Here is a 16,157-nt window from a genome sequence, read left to right on the forward strand (position 1 = left end):
CTGCGGGATCGGCCCGTCGGTGGCGATCACCACGCGGCGCACCGACGGCTCCGCCTTCGCGAGGCTCTGCATGAGCGTCGCGGCCTGGGCGGCGTAGTTCCGCGAGACGATGGTGAAGATGACGTCCAAGCTTGCTGCGACCCGCCGACCGACCCTTGCCGGGTCTATCAGGCGGCCATCAGCTCGGCCAGTTTGCGGATGTCGGTGACCGGCGAGGCGACCCCGCCCTCCAGCCGCATGACCTTGTTGCAGTAGAGCCTGAGCAGGTCGAGGTCGTGGGAGGCCAGCACCAGGATGCCGGCCCGTTCGACCAGCTTCAGGAGGCGCTTGTGGGCGAGCTTCTGGAAGTCGGCGTCGCCGACCGCGATCCACTCGTCCATCAGCAGCACGTCGGCCTCGACGGCGGTGGCCGCGGCGAAGGCCAGGCGCGCCTGCATGCCGGCCGAATAGGTCTTCACCGGCATGGCCAGGAACGGGCCCAGGCCGGTGAAGTCGCCGATCTCGTCCATCCGCTCGTCGATCTCCTTGGCGGAGAGGCCGGCGATGCGGCCGCGCAGGCGGATGTTGTCGTAGCCGGTGGCCGAGGGATCGATGCCGAGGCCGAGGTCGAGCAGGGCGGCGATGTGGCCGTGGACGTCGATCATCCCCTCGTCCGGCTCATAGGCGCCGGAGAGCGCGCGCAGCAGGGTGGTCTTGCCCGAGCCGTTGTGGCCGATCAGCCCCAGCCGGTCGCCGGCGCGGAGCTCCAGGTTGACGTTGGCAAGGGCGGTGACCTCGGTCACCCCGGCCAGGGACGAGCCCAGCCGCCCGCCGACGGTGACCTGAGCCAGGCGCTTCTTCAGCGACTTGGCGTCCACCCCGTAGACGGGGAACCGGATGCAGAGGTCGCTGACCGAGATCGAGACCTTGTAGCTCATAGGTAGTGGACGATCCTGCGGCGAATGCGGGTGAAGACGGTGAAGGTCAGGCCCCACCCGAACAGCGCCATGACGGAGAGGAAGATGTAGGTGCGCGGATGCACCTCGGCGCCCAGCAGCGGGGCCCGGACCGCCTCGAGCATGTGGAAGAACGGGTTGAACTGCAGGAAGGCGTGGTTGGCGCCGAGCCGGGCGGGCTGCCAGAACACCGGCGTCATGAAGATGGCGAACTGCATCACCGAGATGACGATCTGCGGGATGTCGCGGAACCGCGCCGAGGCGATGGCCGCCAGCATCCCGGCCCAGGCGGCGTTGATGAACAGGAACGCCAGGCCCAGCAGGGCCACCGGCAGGTTTATGGTGCGCCAGTAGCCGAAATAGATCAGCACGGCGACGATGATCACCAGGTTGTGGGCCAGGTAGATCGCGTTGCGCAGCACCGTGCGCCAGACGAAGGTGAACATCGGCAGGGATGTCTGCGAGAGCATGCCCTTGGCCTGGACGAAGGTGTCGCAGCCTTCGTTGATGATCCCGCTGATGGTCCCGAAGAAGACGATGCCGGTGGCCACGAACGGGATGAAATCCCGCACCGAGGTCTGGAACAGGCGGGCGTTCAGGAGGCCGATGCCGGCCACCATCAGGCCCATGGAGATGGTGATCCAGAACGGCCCGAGAATGGAGCCTCTGTAGCGCGAGACCACGTCGTGCCAGGCGAGCGACCAGGCCAGCCCGATTCGCTGGAGCGAAGCCCGGACGTCCCGCAGCGCCATGTTGACCTCGAACAGCGCGCCGCGCCGTCCGGTCCGCAACATGTGGGTGGCGGTGTCCATGAACTCTCCAACTGACAGGGGCCGTGGGTAACAGGCGCGATTCGCAGGCGCAAGGATGACGCCTCGCCACGCTGTCGCGGGGTCTAGCCGCCGCTCGTGGCGCAATTTTGCCAGCAAGGGGGCGTCCGTGTTAGCCCGAAGGGCTTGAGGGGCACGGCCCAACCGATGACGTCCATCGACCAGCTCGCGCGCGGCGAACCGCTCCAGGTGGAGCGGCGGCGCGAGGGCGCGCGCCAGGCCGCGGCGCGCCTCGAGGGCGCCGGGGTCTGGATGGTGATCCCCTGCTACCGGGTGACGGCGCACATCCTGCGGGTGATCGCCAAGGCGCCGGCCTGGGTCGAGGGAATCGTCTGCGTCGACGACGCCTGCCCGGAGGGCTCCGGCGACTTCATCGAGGCCAACGCCCGCGACCCGCGGGTCTGCGTCGTGCGGCTGGAGAAGAACCAGGGAGTCGGCGGCGCGACGCTCGCCGGCTACGCCGAGGCCGCGCGGCGCGGCGGCGCCATCCTGGTCAAGGTCGACGGCGACGACCAGATGGACCTCGGCTACATGGGGCCGCTGGTGGCCCCGATCCTGCTGGGCGAGGCCGACTACGCCAAGGGCAACCGCTTCACCTCGATCAGCCACCTGCGGGCCATGCCGACGGTCCGCGTGCTGGGCAATGCGGTGCTGAGCTTCGCCTCCAAGGTCTCCACCGGCTACTGGAACATCTTCGATCCGACCAACGGCTTCACGGCGATGGAAGCCACCGTCGCCAAGCTGGTCATGGAGAAGCGGATCTCGCGGCGATTCTTCTTCGAGACCGACCTGCTCTATCACCTGTCGACCCTGCGCGCGGTGGTGCGCGACGTGCCGATGCCGGCCCGCTACGCCGACGAGGTGTCGAACCTGCGGATCAGCGCCGTGGTCGGGCCCTTCGCGCTGAAGCACCTGCGCAACTTCATCCAGCGGGTGCTCGGCCAGTACTTCGTGCGCGACTTCAACGCCGCCTCGCTGGAACTGGTGTTCGGCATGTTCGGCATCCTGTTCGGCCTGGGGTATGCCGCCCACTATGTGTCGAGCCGCGTCCCGGGCCAGGTGGCCTCGGCCGGCGTGGTGATGGCCGCGGCCCTGCCGATCATCCTCGGCGCCCAGCTGCTGCTGCAGGCCCTCAACTTCGACGTGCTGAACGTGCCCAGCCGGCCGATCCATCCCTATCTGCGCACCCTGGCGCGGCTGCAGTCCGAGGAGGCCTGACGTGCCAGTAAATGCGGCGGTGACCTGGAAGGAAGCCGCGCTCTGCGCCGGCTTCGCGGTGGCGCTGCCGATCGGCCAGACCCTGTTCAAGTGGGCCGCGCAGTACAACGAGAAGCTCAGCGGCAATGTGGTCGTGCGGCTGATCACCAACGGGCCGCTGATCGGCGCCTTCGCCTGGTACGGCCTGACGGCGCTGTTCTGGTTCTACATCCTGACGCGGGTGCCGCTGTCGACGGCCTACGTCTTCTCGATCCTGGGCTCGGGCCTGGTGCCGCTGATCGCCTGGCTGGTGTTCAAGGAGCCGATCGGCTGGCGCTTCGCCGCCGGCTACGCCCTGATGATCCTGGGCTTCGCGGTGATCATGCAGGGCCAGGCGCGCGCCTGATCGTCAGGTCCCGCGGAACGCCTCGACCGCGGCCCGCACCTCCGCATAGGGCACGCCGAACATCCGCTCGTAGTACAGCCTGCCCGCATGCGGCCGCTCGTCAATGCGACGCCGATCCAGGGTCTGATAGCCGAACCCCCGCCGGGCGTAGGTCCAGAACATGGCCGGCCACAGGGTCGACCATACCGCGGCTTGCGAGGGGAAGAACCGCACCTCCGACATCCACGCGGCCCATTCGGCGGCGCTCGAGCGCATGCGGATCACCGGCCCGTTCTCGGCCAGCGGCAGGGCCCCGTGCAGGAACGGCGCGCCGATGTCCTTGCCGTTGTAGAGGCTGATCTGATCCACCGCGACGCCGCGCGCGTTGGCGAGTTCACAGGTCATCATGGCGCACATGTCGTGGTCCATGTGACCGCCCTCCCAGGCGGTGCAGACGAAGCGCTCGACGGGGCCGGCGGCCTGGACGGCGGCGCGAAGCGCCGCGAAGGCCTCCTTCAGATGCCGGTGGACCGAGCCGTCCAGGGCTCCCGCCGCGAGATGCGTCACCTTCGCCGGATCGACGCCCACGTGGGCGAGCAGAGCCTGAGTTTCGCGCCGCCGGACGCCAGTCACCCGCGGCGACGCATAGTCCGCGACGTAGATGAAGCGCTGATCGCGGCCCTCGCGCACCCGCTGCTTGATCAGCGGCAGGGCGCAGTACTCGTCGTCGAAATGGGCAAGGACATAAACGATGGTCATGGGGGCAGCCGCAACTCACCACGATTGGACGGGCGGGCCAAGGCGCGGCGGATTGGGGCTTCCCAAGTCGCCGGCGCGCAGCCTACCAACGGCCGAGGCTGGGCCTGGGCTGGGCTGGGCCGGGGGGCGAGGGAAATGAGCAGGGTTTTGGGGGTCGTAACCGCGCGCCGGGCCCTCTGGCTGGTGCTGGCCGCCGGCCTCGTCCTGATGCTGGCCGTCGACCTCCCGGGGCACCTGTCCTACGACTCGGTCATTCAGCTCCACGAGGGTCATTTCCATAGGCGTGAGACCTGGGCGCCGGCGATTTTCGCCTGGCTGCTCGGCCTCTCCGATGCAGTGATCCCAGGGACCTCGCTCTATGTGGCGGCGAGCGGCCTGCTGTTCTTTTCGAGCCTGGCCGGGCTGGCCGCCCTGCGCGGCAAGGTGAGCTGGCTGGGGGTGGCGACCGCCGCGCTCATCGCCCTCACGCCGCAGGTGCTGATCTACCAAGGCATCGTCTGGAAGGACATCTGCTTCGCCAACTGCGCCCTGGCCGGCGCGACCTGCCTGGCGCTGGCCCTGTCAGGCTGGGAGCAGCCCCGGCGCCGCTGGCCCTGGCTTGCCGGCGCGCTGATCTCCTTTTCGGTCGCCAGCCTGGTCCGCCAGAACGGCATCCTGATCCCGCTCTTCTGCGCGCTCGCGCTCGGCTGGGTCGGCAGTCGCGGCCAATGGCGGCGTGGCGCGGCGTGGATGTTCGGCGCCCTGCTGGCGATCGCGGCCTTGATGCAGGTGCTGCAGGTCGCCGCGGTGCCGCAGTTCGGCGTGAAGGACAAGGCGCTGAGCGAGGGGGTGCGGATCGTGCAGAACTACGACATGACCGGCGCCGTAACCCTCGATCCGAGCTACCGGCTGAGCGAGATCGAGAAGGCCAAGCCCGGAGCGGCCGCGACGATTCGGGCCCGGAGCCGGCTTAACTGGTCGCCGGACCGCATCGACTTCCTGGACCGCGACCCGGTGCTGGGCACGGCGCTCAACAGCCTCGACGACGGCGTCGCCCGGCGGCAGTGGCTCGACCTGATCATCCATCACCCAGGGCTCTATCTGCGCCTGCGCTGGATGGACTTCGTCTGGGTCTTCGCCACCCCCAATCCGGACCGCTGCCTTCCCGTCTATACCGGGGTGGACGCGCCGGCGCCGAAGATGCGGGATCTGGGGATCGCCCACCGCTACTCGAAGGTCGATGGCGAACTCTACAACTACGACACCTGGTTCATGGACACCCCGCTGCAGCGGCACTGGACCTATGCCATCGTCGCGCTGGCGGTGGCCGGAGTGCTGCTGCTGCGCCGTGAGCCGGCGGATCTGGCGGTCGTCGGCCTCATGCTGGGGTCACTGGCGATGACCGCGAGCTTCTTCGTGATCAGCCTGGCTTGCGACTACCGCTATCTCTACTTCCTCGACGTTTCGGCGCTCGCGGGGCTGTTTTACCTGGTGGTCGACCGCCCCCGGTTCCGGCGGCGACGGCCGGCGGGCTGAACCGCGCCTGCCAGGCCCGCGCCACGTCGAGCCGCGGCCGCCGCGCCTCCAGGAACCGGTAGAGCGAGAGTTGGCGACCGACGCCGAAGCTCTTGATGCGGACCTCCTCGAACAACCCCTTCACCAGCGCCTCGATCTCGGCGGCGGTGTTGACGTGCTCGTGGCGCATCATGATCCCGTAGTCGAGGCCGTGGCGCAGCCGGAACTCAAGGCCCGTGGTCATCCGCCAGCTCACCGTCCACAGGAAGCCGCCCTCGCTGGGATAGGCGGCCCTCAGGCAACCCCCTTCGGCGAGCATCGCCGCCGCGCGGGCCAGCACCAGGGGCAGGTCGCAGATGTGCTCCATGGCCGCAATCGAAGTGATCCGCTCGTAGCGGCGGTCGGCCGGGGCCTCGGCGATATCGGCGAAGACCTCGCGCACCCGGCCTCGGTCGGCTGCGTCGGCAAAGAGTTCGCGGAACGGCTCAACGATGTCATAGGGCGCCGTGAAGCGCTCATAGGGCAGCTGGTTCAGCGTCCCCGCGCCCAGCTCCAGGGTGGCGCGCACGGCGCCGCCGGAGACGTCGGCGGCGACCTGGCGGTGCATCCAGGATTCCAGCATCTGGGCGGCCGAGGCGGCGGGGGTCTTGCCCGAGCGGTTGTCCTTGTACTGCCGGACGTAGACCGCCTGCACCTGGGGCGTCAGGGGCGGCCGGTCCTTCGGGAAGCGCGCGAGCAGGCCCTGCAACTCGGCCTCGCCGACATCCCCCATGGATCACTCCCCAAGTCTTCATTCCAGAAGCGCGGCAGCATAGTGCGCGACCCGCCGCGGGCCAGCGTTTTTGCCGCTTTCCAAACCGGTGGAACCTCCCCTACCTAGCCCTTGCGCGAGCACCCGGGGGCGGAATTTGTCGCAAGACGCGGACGACAGGCTGGCGGCGAAAGCCTATTGCGGCGTGCTCGTCGCGGGCTTGTTGCTGTCGCTGGCCGCCAACCTGCCAGGCCATATGTCGGTGGATTCGGTGATCGCCTTGGAGCAGGCCCGCACCGGCGTGCGTCAGACCTGGGCGCCGGCGGCCTTCTCCTGGGTGCTCGGACTGTTCGATGGGCGGCTGCCGGGCGCAGCGCTCTACGTCGCGGCCTCCAGCGCGATGCTGTTCGGCGCCTTGATGTCACTGCCGGCGCTCCGCCGGCGGAGCAGTTGGGCCGCGGTGGGGCTGGCCGTGCTGGTCGTGCTGACGCCGCAGGCGCTGATCTACCAGGGCATCGTCTGGCGCGACGTGCTGTTCGCCAACCTGACGCTGGCCGGCTTCGTGCTCCTGGCGCGCGCCGACCTGTTGTGGGCCGAGCGCCGGGCGTGGGGGAGCCTGGCCGGCGCGGCCTTCTGCCTGGCGCTGGGCGCCGCGGTTCGCCAGAACGGCGTGGTGCTGGTGCTGGCCGCGGCGGTCGCCCTGGCCTGGAGCGCGCGCGGCGGCGGCCGGCGGGCCATGCTGGGCTGGGGCGTCGGCGGCTTCGTGCTGACCAGCGCCCTCGCCCTGGCCCTGACCGGCCTCGCCAAGCCCGCACAGTCCGTCCCGCATCTGAGGCCAGGCGCCGAAGCGCTGATCCTGCAGCACTACGACATCGTGGGCGCGGTGGCCCACGACCCGGGCCTGCCGCTCACCGAGATCGCCCGCGCCAATCCGGCCGCGGCGGCGCGCATCGCCGCGCAGGGGCCCAGGATCTATTCGGCCTCCCGCGTCGACACCCTCGACCTCGATCCCGAGTTCAGACGCACGCTGTGGAAGCTGCCCGACGCGGCGGTGGGCGCCCAGTGGCGCGACCTGATCCTGCACCATCCCGGGGCCTATCTGGCGCACCGCCTCGACGTGTTCGGCTGGCTGCTGCTGACCCCCGACCTCAGCCGCTGCCTGCCGGTGCAGGTCGGCGTCGTCGGGCCGCCGGACATGCTCGAGGAGTTGGAAATCGATTCCGCACCCCAGCCCAAGGACGCGGCGCTCAGGTCCTATGCGGCGATGTTCTATGGCACGCCGGTCTATTCGCACCTGAGCTGGGCCCTGGTGGCGGCCGTCTGCGCGGTCCTGCTGCTGATCCGCCGCCAGCGCGCCGACACGACCATGGCGGCCCTGCTGGTGGGCGCCCTGGCTTTCACGGCCAGCTTCCTGGTGATCTCGGTGGCCTGCGACTACCGCTATCTCTACCTGCTGGACCTGGCGGCCATGACCGGGGTCCTCTACCTGGCGCTCGACCTGTCCGGCTTCCGGCGGCCCCGGCCCTAGGGTTTGGCCAGGGCTTCCTCGAGCCGGGCCTCGGCCTCGGCGATGGCGTCGTAGAACACCTTCAGTTCGCGATCGAGGCCGGCCACGTCGCGTTTCCAGGCCGCGCGGACCTCGGCGATGTCGGCGCGCAGCTGGGCCAGCTCGGCCTCCAGCCGCTCGCGGGTTTCGCGCAGTTCGAACTCGAGGCTGGCGCGCGTCTCGCGCAGCTCCACGCGGGTGGCGTCCAGGTCGCGGGTGGTCGGCGAGACCAGGGCGCCGACCTCCTCGCGCTTGCGGGCGAGCATCTCGCCGGCCAGCTCCAGCGCCCCGCCATTGGCCGGCCGGTCCGCGGCCGCGGCGCTCAGTTCCTCGAAGACCATCTGCGCCAGCTCGCCGGCCCAGCCGAGGTCGTGCAGGTCGCCCTGACCGGTGTTGTGGCGTAGCTCCGGCGTCAGGAAGCGGTCGATCGCCTTGCCGGCCTTTTCGGTGAGCTTCGGCAGCGGCGCGCCGTGCGCGGCTTCCATGCGGCCGACCTCGGCGCGCCAGTCGCCGAGCAGCGAATCGTAGTCCACGAACACCCGCGGCAGGTCGCGGGTATAGGCTTCCGCCGCCAGCATGTAGCTGGTCCACAGCAGCGCCGACTTCTGGGCGGCGAAGCCGTCGCGGCGGGCCAGCGATCCGGCCACCGCCAGCGGATGGCGCACCGGGATCACCACGCGCGCGGCCATGTCCATGTCGTCGATGAGGGTGCGCCAGAAGGGCATCAGTATGGTGACGCGGGGGTCCTTCAGGAGCGGGAAGCGGGCGTCGCCGTACTCTTCGTCGAAGAGGGCCTCCCCGCGGATCAGCCACTTGCGCTCGTCGCGGCGCGGCAGGGTGCGGAACGGGAAGCTGAAGACGTCGTCCCAGGCGCCGCCGGCGGCGCGCAGGCGCTCGTCGTTGAACAAGGCGATGCGCCAGGGCTCGAAGTAGCCCTTGGCGTTGTGCTCGTCGCCGGGCATCACCTGCGCCGGCAGCTTGGCGCCGGCCAGGCCCAGAAGCTGGGTCACCGCCGAGGTGCCCGAACGGTGCATGCCCAGCACCAGGTAGGCGGTGCGCTTCGGCTCGGACCTGGCGGCCTGGGTGGCGGTCATCTCGACTGGGATTTCGACTGGGGTTTCGGGGGGTGGATGAAACGGCGGACCGCCGCCCTGCTGTACGGTCCGGCGCCGATGGTCGCAAGCCACGGGGGGCGGTTGATCGCCCGGGCCTTCTGTTGCACACCACCCACGCCGCCCGAGAGGAATCTTACCCCCGCATGGCCGTCAAGGCGCCATCCGACGAAGTGCAGCGGGTCATCAGCCTGGCCCTCGACGCGGCGTTTTATCGCACGATCTACGGCGACGTCACCGCCGAGGGCGAAGCCTTGGGCCACTACGCGCGGCACGGCTGGCGCGAGGGCCGCGATCCTGCGCCGTGGTTCTCGGGGACGCGCTATCTGGAGGCCAATCCGGATATCGCCAAGGCCGGCGTCGAGCCGCTGCATCACTATCTGACCCGGGGCCGCTACGAGGGCCGCGAGGTCTACCCCTCGGTCCACGCCCACCGCTATTTCGAGGGCCGGCTGACCGGCGGCGAGCCGGTGCTGTGGCGCCTCGAGACCCCGGCGGCGGCCGAACCTGCGGTCCCGCCGCCCGAGGCCGTTCCGGAGGCCGCCCCCGAGGCGGCCCCCGAGGCCCCTGCGCACGCTGCGCCGAACGTGGTGGCGGAGATGACCTACGCGGATCGGCGCGCCGCCGAGCGCGTCCTGGTCGGGCCGGAATTCGACGCGGCCTATTACCTGGGCATGAACCCGGACGTGGCCGAAGCCGGCACGGACCCGCTGGAGCATTTCCTGATGGCCGGCTGGCGCGAGGGGCGCGACCCCAACGCCTGGTTCTCGGTTCGCGACTACCTCGAGACCAATCCGGACATCGTGCAGGCCGGAGACAATCCGTTCGTCCACTATGTGATGGCCGGGCGGTCGGAAGGCCGCGCGGCGAAGCAGGACCTCGGCTTCCGCTACGACGTTCTGGCGGGTCTGGTCCCGGTCGGCGAGCGGGTCGCCCGCGCGAGCGCCGCCACCGCCGCGGTCAAGCTGGGAACGGCCAAGGCGCTGGCCGCCGGGCTCGCCGCGGCGCGCACCGGGCTGAAGGACCTGCACGTCACCTTCAGCCACGACGACTACACGGCCCATCTCGGCGGAGTGCAGCTGTGCCTGCAGCGCGAGGCCGCGCGCATCGGCAAGCTCGGGCGCGACCACCTGCACATCCATCCGGCGGTCGCCTGGCCGGTGGTCCGCACGCGCGGCGAGCGCGGCGCGCTGGGCGTGCTGCTGAACGGCCGAGCCCTGGGGGTCTATTCCGGCGCGGTCATCGCCCGCGCGCTGGGCGAGGCGGCGGGGCCCGCGGGCGCGCGCAGCTTCGCGATCCACAGCCTCTTGGGCCACGGGGCCGAGGAGACGGTGAAGATCCTCGCCGCCGTTGGCCTCAAGGCCGGCTATTTCTGGCTGCACGATTTCGCCAGCCTCTGCGCCGGCTTCCATCTGCTGCGCGACGACGTGGAGGACTGCGCGGCCCCGCCGCCGCAGAGCCCGGCCTGCAACGTTTGCGTCTACGGCCCTTGGCGGGCGCGGCACCTGGCCGAGCACGGGAAGCTGTTCAAGGCGCTCGACCTGACCGTGGTCAGCCCCTCGCAGCCGACCCTCGACCTGTGGCGCGCCGCCTGGACCTTCCCGACCAAGGGCGAGGTGGTGGCGCCGCACGCGCGACTGGTCCGCCGCGGACCCTCGCCGATCACCGACGGGCCGTTCCGGCTGGGCTTCGCCGGCCTGACCGCCGCGCACAAGGGCTGGCCGGTGTTCCGCGAGCTGGCGCTGAAGTTCGCCCATGACCCGCGCTACCAGTTCATCCATTTCGGCCTGCGGTCGATCGGCGGCCTGCCGATCGACTTCAAGCCGGTGCGGGTGAACGCCGAGCGTCCGAAGGCCATGCAGCAGGCGCTGGAGTCCGCCCAGGTGGACGCGGTGCTGGTCTGGCCGCTGTGCCGCGAGACCTTCTCCTTCACGGCCTATGAGGCGGTGGCGGCGGGGGCTGCGGTCGTGACCAATCCCGACAGCGGCAATGTGGCCGCCTTCGTGCACGGCGGCGGCCATGGCCGGGTGCTGGCCGACGAGGCGGCGCTGGCCGAGCTGCTGGCCAGCGGCGAGATCCTGGCTCTGGCGCGCTCGGTGCGCAAACCCTCGCTCTACGACCTGAAGTTCAGCGGCCTCACGGTCGACCTCCTGGACCGGGCGCGCGCCGCATGAGGTCGGTGGCTGTCCGCATCCGGCGGGGCGTGCTGCACACCCTGCGCCGCTTCCATCCCGACCGGGAGACCGTGCTGGCCGCGTTCGACGCGCGCTTCTACCTGCGCAGCCATCCGGACGTGGCGCGGATGGGCGTCGATCCCATAGAGCACTTCCTGGTCAACGGCTGGCGCGAGGGGCGCGACCCCAACCGCGACTTCTCGGTGAAGGAGTATCTGGAGGCCTATCCGGATGTCGCCGAGGCGGGGGTGAACCCGTTCGTCCACTACCTGCGCGCCGGCCGGGCGGAGGGCCGCTCGCCGCGCCAGAACCTGGGCTTCCGCTACGAGATCCTCGCCAATCTGCGCACCGTGGGCGAGCGCGTCGCCGACTCGGCCAGGGCGTCGGCCGGCGTGCCGGCGAACGACGGGGCCGATCTGGTCCGCGCCCTGGCGACCTCGCGGGCCGGGCTGAAGGGACTGCACGTCACCTTCAGCCACGACGACTATTCGACCAACCTGGGCGGCGTGCAGCTCTGCCTGCAGCGCGAGGCCGCCGCCGTGCAGCGCGCCGGACGCGACCACCTGCACCTGTTCCCGGCCAAGCCCTGGCCGGTGCTGCGGCTGAAGGAGCCATCGCTGCTGGGCGTGGTCTGGAACGGCAGGGCCGTCGGCGCCTTTTCCGCCGCCGCGATCGCCCAGGCGCTGAACGGCCGCGTGAGCGGCGGCAGCTTCGCGATCCACAGCCTGCTGGGACATTCGGTGAAGGAGAGCTTGGCGGTGCTGGCCGCGGCGGGCTTCAAGGCCGGCTATTTCTGGCTGCACGATTTCGCCAGCCTCTGCGCCGGCTTCCACCTGTTGCGCGACGACGTGGAGGACTGCGCCGCCCCGCCGCCGCAGAGCCCGGCCTGCGGCATCTGCGTCTACGGCCCCTGGCGGGCGCGGCACCTGGCCGAACACCGAAAGTTGTTCAAGGCGCTCGACCTGACCGTGGTCAGCCCGTCGCAAACGACGCTCGATCTGTGGCGCGCGTCCTGGACGTTCCCGGCCAAGGGCGAGGTGGTGGCGCCGCACGCCCGGCTCGTGGCGCGCGGCCCGGCGCCGGCGCCCAAGGGACATCGCCCGCTGCGCGTGGCCTTCGTCGGCCTGCCGGCGGCGCACAAGGGCTGGCCGGTGTTCCGCGACCTGGCGCTGCGCTTCGCCGAGGACCCCCGCTACGCGTTCCACCACTTCGGGGCCCAGGCGTCGGCCGGCCTGCCCGTCGCCTTCCACGCGGTCTCGGCCAAGGGCTATGAACCCAAGGCCATGCAGCAGGCGCTGGAGGCCGCGCAGATCGACGTGGCGCTGATCTGGCCGCTGTGCCGCGAGACCTTCTCCTTCACCGCCCACGAGGCGGTCGCCGCCGGCGCGGCCGTGGTCACGGGGCCCGACAGCGGCAACGTCGCCGCCTTCGTCGCCGAGGGCGGCCACGGCCGGGTGCTGGCCGGCGAACAGGCGCTGGCGTCGGCCTTCGAAACCGGCGACATCGAGGGCCTGGCCCGCGCCCGGCGCGGCGCTCGCCTTTACGACCTGGAGTTCAGCGCCCTGACCATGGACTTGATCTTGAGGGACCCGACCGGATCCGCGACGGGGGTGAGCGGCGCATGAAGGTCCTCTGCTATTCCAGCTTCACCTTCTCCTACCTGAACCGCGCGCGCGTGCTGTTCCAGACGCTGCGGCGCTTCCACCCCGACTGGGAGCTGGTGGCCCTGATCACCGACCGCCCGCCGCAGGGCTTCAGGTTCGATCCGGCCAAGGAGCCCTTCGACCGGGTGGTCTGGGCGCAGGACCTGGGCATCGCCCAGTTCGAAGGCTGGCTCTTCAAGCACGACGTGGTCGAGGTCTGCACGGCGGTGAAGGGGCCCTTCCTGCACCAGGCCTGCTCGTCGGGCGCGGACGTGGCGATCTATCTCGATCCGGACACCGCCCTGTTCGAAAAGCTCGATCCGCTGATCGAGATGCTGCAGGCGAACGACATCCTGCTGACCCCGCATCTGATCGATCCGAACGACGATCCGGCCGCCATCGCCGACAACGACCTGTCGGCCTCGCGCACGGGGATCTTCAACCTGGGCTTCGTGGCCATCCGCACGACCGGCGAGGGCGCCCGCTTCGCCAGGTGGTGGAACGACCGGCTCCTGGACTACTGCTACGACGACATGCCCAATGGGATGTTCGTGGACCAGCGGTGGTGCGACCACGTGCCCGCCCTGTTCGACAAGGTGAAGGTGATCCGCGATCCCGGCTACAACGTCGCCAGCTGGAACCTCTCGAAGCGGACCGTGGCCGTGGAGAAGGACGGCGCGATCACCGTCAACGGCAGCCCCCTGCGGTTCTGGCACTTCACCAAGCTGGGTCCGCTCGGCGATGTGATGACCAAGAAGTACGCCGGCTCCAACTTCCCGGTCTATGAGATCTGGGGCTGGTACAAGCGCCAGGTGACGGCGGCGACGGACGCGGCGATCCCGCAGCGCTGGTGGGCCTACGACAGCTATTCGGACGGGACGCCGATCGAGAAGCCGCAGCGGGTGCTCTATCGCCAGCGCGCGGATCTGCAGGCGGCCTATCCCGATCCCTTCGTGGCCGGGCCCGGCAGCTATCGGCAGTGGCTGCAGGACGAGGGCCAGTGAGCGTGTCCGAGCCCGCCCAGAAGACCGCTCCCAAGAGCGCCGCGAAGGTCGCCGCCGCCGCCTTCAAGGCGAAGATCGAAGCCGCCGTGGAGCGGGTCGAGGCGATCCGCGCCGATCGCGCCGCACAGGTGGAGGCCATCCGCGTGGAGAGCGCCGCCCAGGTGGAGGCGATCAGCGCCGAACGGCAAGCCGCCCGCGACGAGCGGGAGGCGGCGCGCAGCGTGTCGCACCAGGCCCAGGTGCAGGAGGCCCTGACCCGCACGGAGCTGACCCTGGCCCTGACCGAGGCGCTGATCGGCCGGGCGCAGGCCCAGGCTCACTGGCGCGCCGAATCGCTGCGCCGCTATCTGTCGGAGCGGACGCCGCGGCGGCTGCCCCCTCGCGGCCGGTTCGCGGCGCAGACGCAGCGCCTGCTGCGCGCCCTGGGCTCCCCGGGGCAGGCGCTGCTGATCGAGAAGTCGGCGCTGTGGCGGGGCACGGGAAACCGCCTCCACGATCTTCGGCACATGGCCGCCTATGTCCGCCGCGGGGCGGACCCTGGCCTGCAGCCGCCGACCCTGTTCGACCACGCCGGCTACATCGAGCGCTACGCCGATGTTCGCGCGGCCGGCGCCTCGCCCCTGGCGCACTACCTGGCCGCCGGCGCAGCCGAGGACCGCACGCCGCACCCGCTGTTCGACGTGGCCTACTATCGGGCCGAGAACGCCGCCGAACTGGCGGCGACGCCGTTGACGCCCTTCGGCCACTACCTCGCGGCCGGCGCGGCGCGGGCCCGCAATCCGCATCCTTTGTTCGATATCGCCCACTACGCCGCCCAGGCGACGGACATGGCGCCCGACGAGGATCCGCTCAGCCACTACCTGACCGAGGGCTGGCGGCGAAGCTACAGCCCCCACCCGCTGTTCGATCCGGCCTGGTACCGGCAGGGCGCGCCGCGCTCGGCGCGGGAGACCCCGCCGCTGCTGCACTATGTGACGGCCGGCTGGCGCAAGGGCGTTTCACCGCATCCGCTGTTCGATCCGGCCTGGTACCTGGCGCAGAACCCCGACGTGGCGCAGGCGGGCTTCGAACCGCTGGCCCATTTCGCCACCCACGGCGCGCATGAGGGCCGCAGCCCCAGCCCCTGGTTCGATCTGCCGCACTATGTGGCGGCCCGCGGCGAAGCCCTGTCGGCCAGCGCCAATCCCCTGGTCGACTACCTGCAGGGCGGGGCCTGGGCGGTGGCCGAATCCAGGCCGGGATTCCCGACGGCGGCCTATCTGGCGGCGACGCCGGAGCTGGTGCGCCAGGGTCTCACGCCGCTCGAACACTGGGCGCGCCGGCAGGCCCGCTGACCTCGCGCTCGACGCCGAGCGGTTCGAGCTGGCGCCAGATCTCCTCGTAGTAGGCGCCGACATAGTGGAAGGGGCTGAGCCCCCAGCGGTGCCGCTCGTCGGCCAGCCGGTGCTGCGGCGCCTCGACCCGGACCAGCGGCGGCATCAGGGCGGCGAAGTCCTTCTCATAGGACGCCAGCAGCCGGTTGTGGGCCGCGATCTCCTCCGGCCGACCGGGCAGGATCTCGGGCGTCGGCAGCGATTTCGGCCGGCCCTTGGCGCCGCGGGACTGCTCGGCCCAGCGCGCGGAGTGCAGGATCAGGGCGGCGTCCTTCAGCGGGGTCGCGCGGACGAAGGCGGCCATCTCCGCGGCGCCGTGGCGCCACAGGCGCTCGCAGGCCGGCGACAGGCGCGGGACCCGCCGCGCCGCGGCGAAGGCCTTCTGTCCGAGATAGCCGCTGACCTCCAGCTCCCAGCTATGGGTGGCAAGCGCGCCGCGCAGCGAGATGAGGTCGAATCGCTCGTCGATGAAGTCGAAGATCAGATGGGTCGGCCGGAAGGCGATGAGGGCCGCGAGGGCGGTCTTCTCCAGGTCGGCGACCATCGCCCGGTGCTGGTGGCGGCCCAGCCCGGCCGGGGGCGTCTCGGCGACCCGGACGCCTTTCACCGGGGCGGAAAACAGGCTCGGCAGGCTGGTCCGCGACACATAGAGCAGCCGCTCGGTTTCGCCACGGATCGGCCACAGGTCCCGCGTAATGCAGCTGCCGATGATAGCGACCTTGGGCATCCCCGCACCCTCAGAGGGCGGCCGGAAAGCGGCCGTTCGCGCGCGTTCTAGCACGCCTCATATCCAGGCGCGCCAGAAGGGGACGCGCGCGCCCGGCTGCATCATTGACATGGACCGAGGCCTTGCGCATCTGTCCGCCCGCTCCGGACGTTTCCCGGATCATCCTGGCCGATCCTTCTTGGCCGATCAGCGTTCATCCTTTTTCGGCCACCAGTAGTTACACTGGC

Annotated in this window: 14 protein-coding genes; 8 read left to right on the forward strand and 6 right to left on the reverse strand. The window is 70.6% G+C overall.

Translation table 11 applies throughout. The features are described 5' to 3' along the window. Positions 1–167 precede the first annotated feature (167 nt). Together VGT80_RS03860 and VGT80_RS03865 are read right to left on the reverse strand one after the other, a co-directional pair. Positions 168–917, reverse strand: a complete 750-nt coding sequence (locus tag VGT80_RS03860) for an ABC transporter ATP-binding protein (RefSeq protein WP_327453063.1) — start codon at positions 915–917, stop codon at positions 168–170. Beyond that, positions 914–1,747, reverse strand: a complete 834-nt coding sequence (locus tag VGT80_RS03865; RefSeq protein WP_327453065.1) for an ABC transporter permease — start codon at positions 1,745–1,747, stop codon at positions 914–916. The genes VGT80_RS03860 and VGT80_RS03865 overlap by 4 nt, the downstream gene beginning before the upstream one ends. 165 nt (positions 1,748–1,912) lie before the next feature. Here VGT80_RS03865 and VGT80_RS03870 point away from each other — a divergent pair, with 165 nt between their 5' ends. After that, positions 1,913–2,983 carry a glycosyltransferase family 2 protein gene (locus VGT80_RS03870; protein ID WP_327453067.1) on the forward strand — a complete coding sequence of 357 codons (1,071 nt, stop codon included), beginning with the start codon at positions 1,913–1,915 and terminating at the stop codon, positions 2,981–2,983. A gap of 1 nt (position 2,984) precedes the next feature. Beyond that, positions 2,985–3,368, forward strand: coding sequence for a hypothetical protein (locus VGT80_RS03875; RefSeq protein ID WP_327453069.1), 384 nt, complete (start codon positions 2,985–2,987; stop codon positions 3,366–3,368). Positions 3,369–3,371: 3 nt separating this feature from the next. Here the strand turns inward: VGT80_RS03875 and VGT80_RS03880 are convergent, their stop codons facing one another. Continuing rightward, positions 3,372–4,106, reverse strand: coding sequence for a PIG-L family deacetylase (locus VGT80_RS03880; RefSeq protein WP_327453070.1), 735 nt, complete (start codon positions 4,104–4,106; stop codon positions 3,372–3,374). A gap of 135 nt (positions 4,107–4,241) precedes the next feature. On the opposite strand from VGT80_RS03880, the gene VGT80_RS03885 reads away from it, so the two are divergent. Further along, positions 4,242–5,621 (forward strand): hypothetical protein, encoded by a 1,380-nt coding sequence (locus VGT80_RS03885; protein ID WP_327453072.1) that lies wholly within the window; start codon positions 4,242–4,244, stop codon positions 5,619–5,621. Here the strand turns inward: VGT80_RS03885 and VGT80_RS03890 are convergent. Further along, a complete protein-coding gene (locus tag VGT80_RS03890) occupies positions 5,506–6,372 on the reverse strand; it encodes a hypothetical protein (RefSeq protein WP_327453074.1) in 867 nt (288 codons plus the stop codon). The two genes, VGT80_RS03885 and VGT80_RS03890, sit on opposite strands and share 116 nt — an antisense overlap. 136 nt (positions 6,373–6,508) lie before the next feature. On the opposite strand from VGT80_RS03890, the gene VGT80_RS03895 reads away from it, so the two are divergent. Further along, complete coding sequence (locus VGT80_RS03895) at positions 6,509–7,879, forward strand: hypothetical protein (RefSeq protein ID WP_327453076.1); 1,371 nt, start codon at positions 6,509–6,511, stop codon at positions 7,877–7,879. Here the strand turns inward: VGT80_RS03895 and VGT80_RS03900 are convergent. Continuing rightward, the gene (locus VGT80_RS03900) at positions 7,876–8,991 is read right to left on the reverse strand and encodes a hypothetical protein (RefSeq protein WP_327453078.1); all 1,116 of its coding nucleotides are present in this window, start codon (positions 8,989–8,991) and stop codon (positions 7,876–7,878) included. The two genes, VGT80_RS03895 and VGT80_RS03900, sit on opposite strands and share 4 nt — an antisense overlap. A 164-nt stretch (positions 8,992–9,155) precedes the next feature. Between VGT80_RS03900 and VGT80_RS03905 the strand changes: the two genes are divergently transcribed. The 4 genes from VGT80_RS03905 to VGT80_RS03920 are packed head-to-tail and all read left to right on the forward strand — an operon-like array spanning position 9,156 to position 15,164. Continuing rightward, positions 9,156–11,183 (forward strand): hypothetical protein, encoded by a 2,028-nt coding sequence (locus VGT80_RS03905; RefSeq protein ID WP_327453080.1) that lies wholly within the window; start codon positions 9,156–9,158, stop codon positions 11,181–11,183. Continuing rightward, positions 11,180–12,808 (forward strand): hypothetical protein, encoded by a 1,629-nt coding sequence (locus VGT80_RS03910; protein ID WP_327453082.1) that lies wholly within the window; start codon positions 11,180–11,182, stop codon positions 12,806–12,808. Before VGT80_RS03905 ends, VGT80_RS03910 begins: the two co-directional genes overlap by 4 nt. Next, entirely contained in the window at positions 12,805–13,830 is a 1,026-nt protein-coding gene (locus tag VGT80_RS03915) for a hypothetical protein (protein ID WP_327453084.1), read from the forward strand. Before VGT80_RS03910 ends, VGT80_RS03915 begins: the two co-directional genes overlap by 4 nt. Then, positions 13,827–15,164 carry a hypothetical protein gene (locus VGT80_RS03920; protein WP_327453086.1) on the forward strand — a complete coding sequence of 446 codons (1,338 nt, stop codon included), beginning with the start codon at positions 13,827–13,829 and terminating at the stop codon, positions 15,162–15,164. The genes VGT80_RS03915 and VGT80_RS03920 overlap by 4 nt, the downstream gene beginning before the upstream one ends. On the opposite strand, the gene VGT80_RS03925 is transcribed toward VGT80_RS03920, so the two are convergent. Further along, on the reverse strand, positions 15,124–15,930 hold the full coding sequence (locus tag VGT80_RS03925; RefSeq protein WP_327453088.1) for a DUF6270 domain-containing protein: 807 nt from the start codon (positions 15,928–15,930) through the stop codon (positions 15,124–15,126). The two genes, VGT80_RS03920 and VGT80_RS03925, sit on opposite strands and share 41 nt — an antisense overlap. Positions 15,931–16,157: the final 227 nt, after the last annotated feature.

The sequence above is a fragment of the Phenylobacterium sp. genome (assembly GCF_035944335.1).
Taxonomy (GTDB): domain Bacteria; phylum Pseudomonadota; class Alphaproteobacteria; order Caulobacterales; family Caulobacteraceae; genus Phenylobacterium.

What these genes read in the sequence shown, in the direction of transcription:
- VGT80_RS03900 (WP_327453078.1), bottom strand. Translation starts at nt 8,991, where the DNA reads ATGACCGCCACCCAGGCCGCCAGGTCCGAGCCGAAGCGCACCGCCTAC.
- VGT80_RS03880 (WP_327453070.1), bottom strand. Translation starts at nt 4,106, where the DNA reads ATGACCATCGTTTATGTCCTTGCCCATTTCGACGACGAGTACTGCGCC.
- VGT80_RS03885 (WP_327453072.1), top strand. Translation starts at nt 4,242, where the DNA reads ATGAGCAGGGTTTTGGGGGTCGTAACCGCGCGCCGGGCCCTCTGGCTG.
- VGT80_RS03915 (WP_327453084.1), top strand. Translation starts at nt 12,805, where the DNA reads ATGAAGGTCCTCTGCTATTCCAGCTTCACCTTCTCCTACCTGAACCGC.
- VGT80_RS03910 (WP_327453082.1), top strand. Translation starts at nt 11,180, where the DNA reads ATGAGGTCGGTGGCTGTCCGCATCCGGCGGGGCGTGCTGCACACCCTG.
- VGT80_RS03905 (WP_327453080.1), top strand. Translation starts at nt 9,156, where the DNA reads ATGGCCGTCAAGGCGCCATCCGACGAAGTGCAGCGGGTCATCAGCCTG.
- VGT80_RS03925 (WP_327453088.1), bottom strand. Translation starts at nt 15,930, where the DNA reads ATGCCCAAGGTCGCTATCATCGGCAGCTGCATTACGCGGGACCTGTGG.
- VGT80_RS03860 (WP_327453063.1), bottom strand. Translation starts at nt 917, where the DNA reads ATGAGCTACAAGGTCTCGATCTCGGTCAGCGACCTCTGCATCCGGTTC.
- VGT80_RS03870 (WP_327453067.1), top strand. Translation starts at nt 1,913, where the DNA reads ATGACGTCCATCGACCAGCTCGCGCGCGGCGAACCGCTCCAGGTGGAG.
- VGT80_RS03890 (WP_327453074.1), bottom strand. Translation starts at nt 6,372, where the DNA reads ATGGGGGATGTCGGCGAGGCCGAGTTGCAGGGCCTGCTCGCGCGCTTC.
- VGT80_RS03865 (WP_327453065.1), bottom strand. Translation starts at nt 1,747, where the DNA reads ATGGACACCGCCACCCACATGTTGCGGACCGGACGGCGCGGCGCGCTG.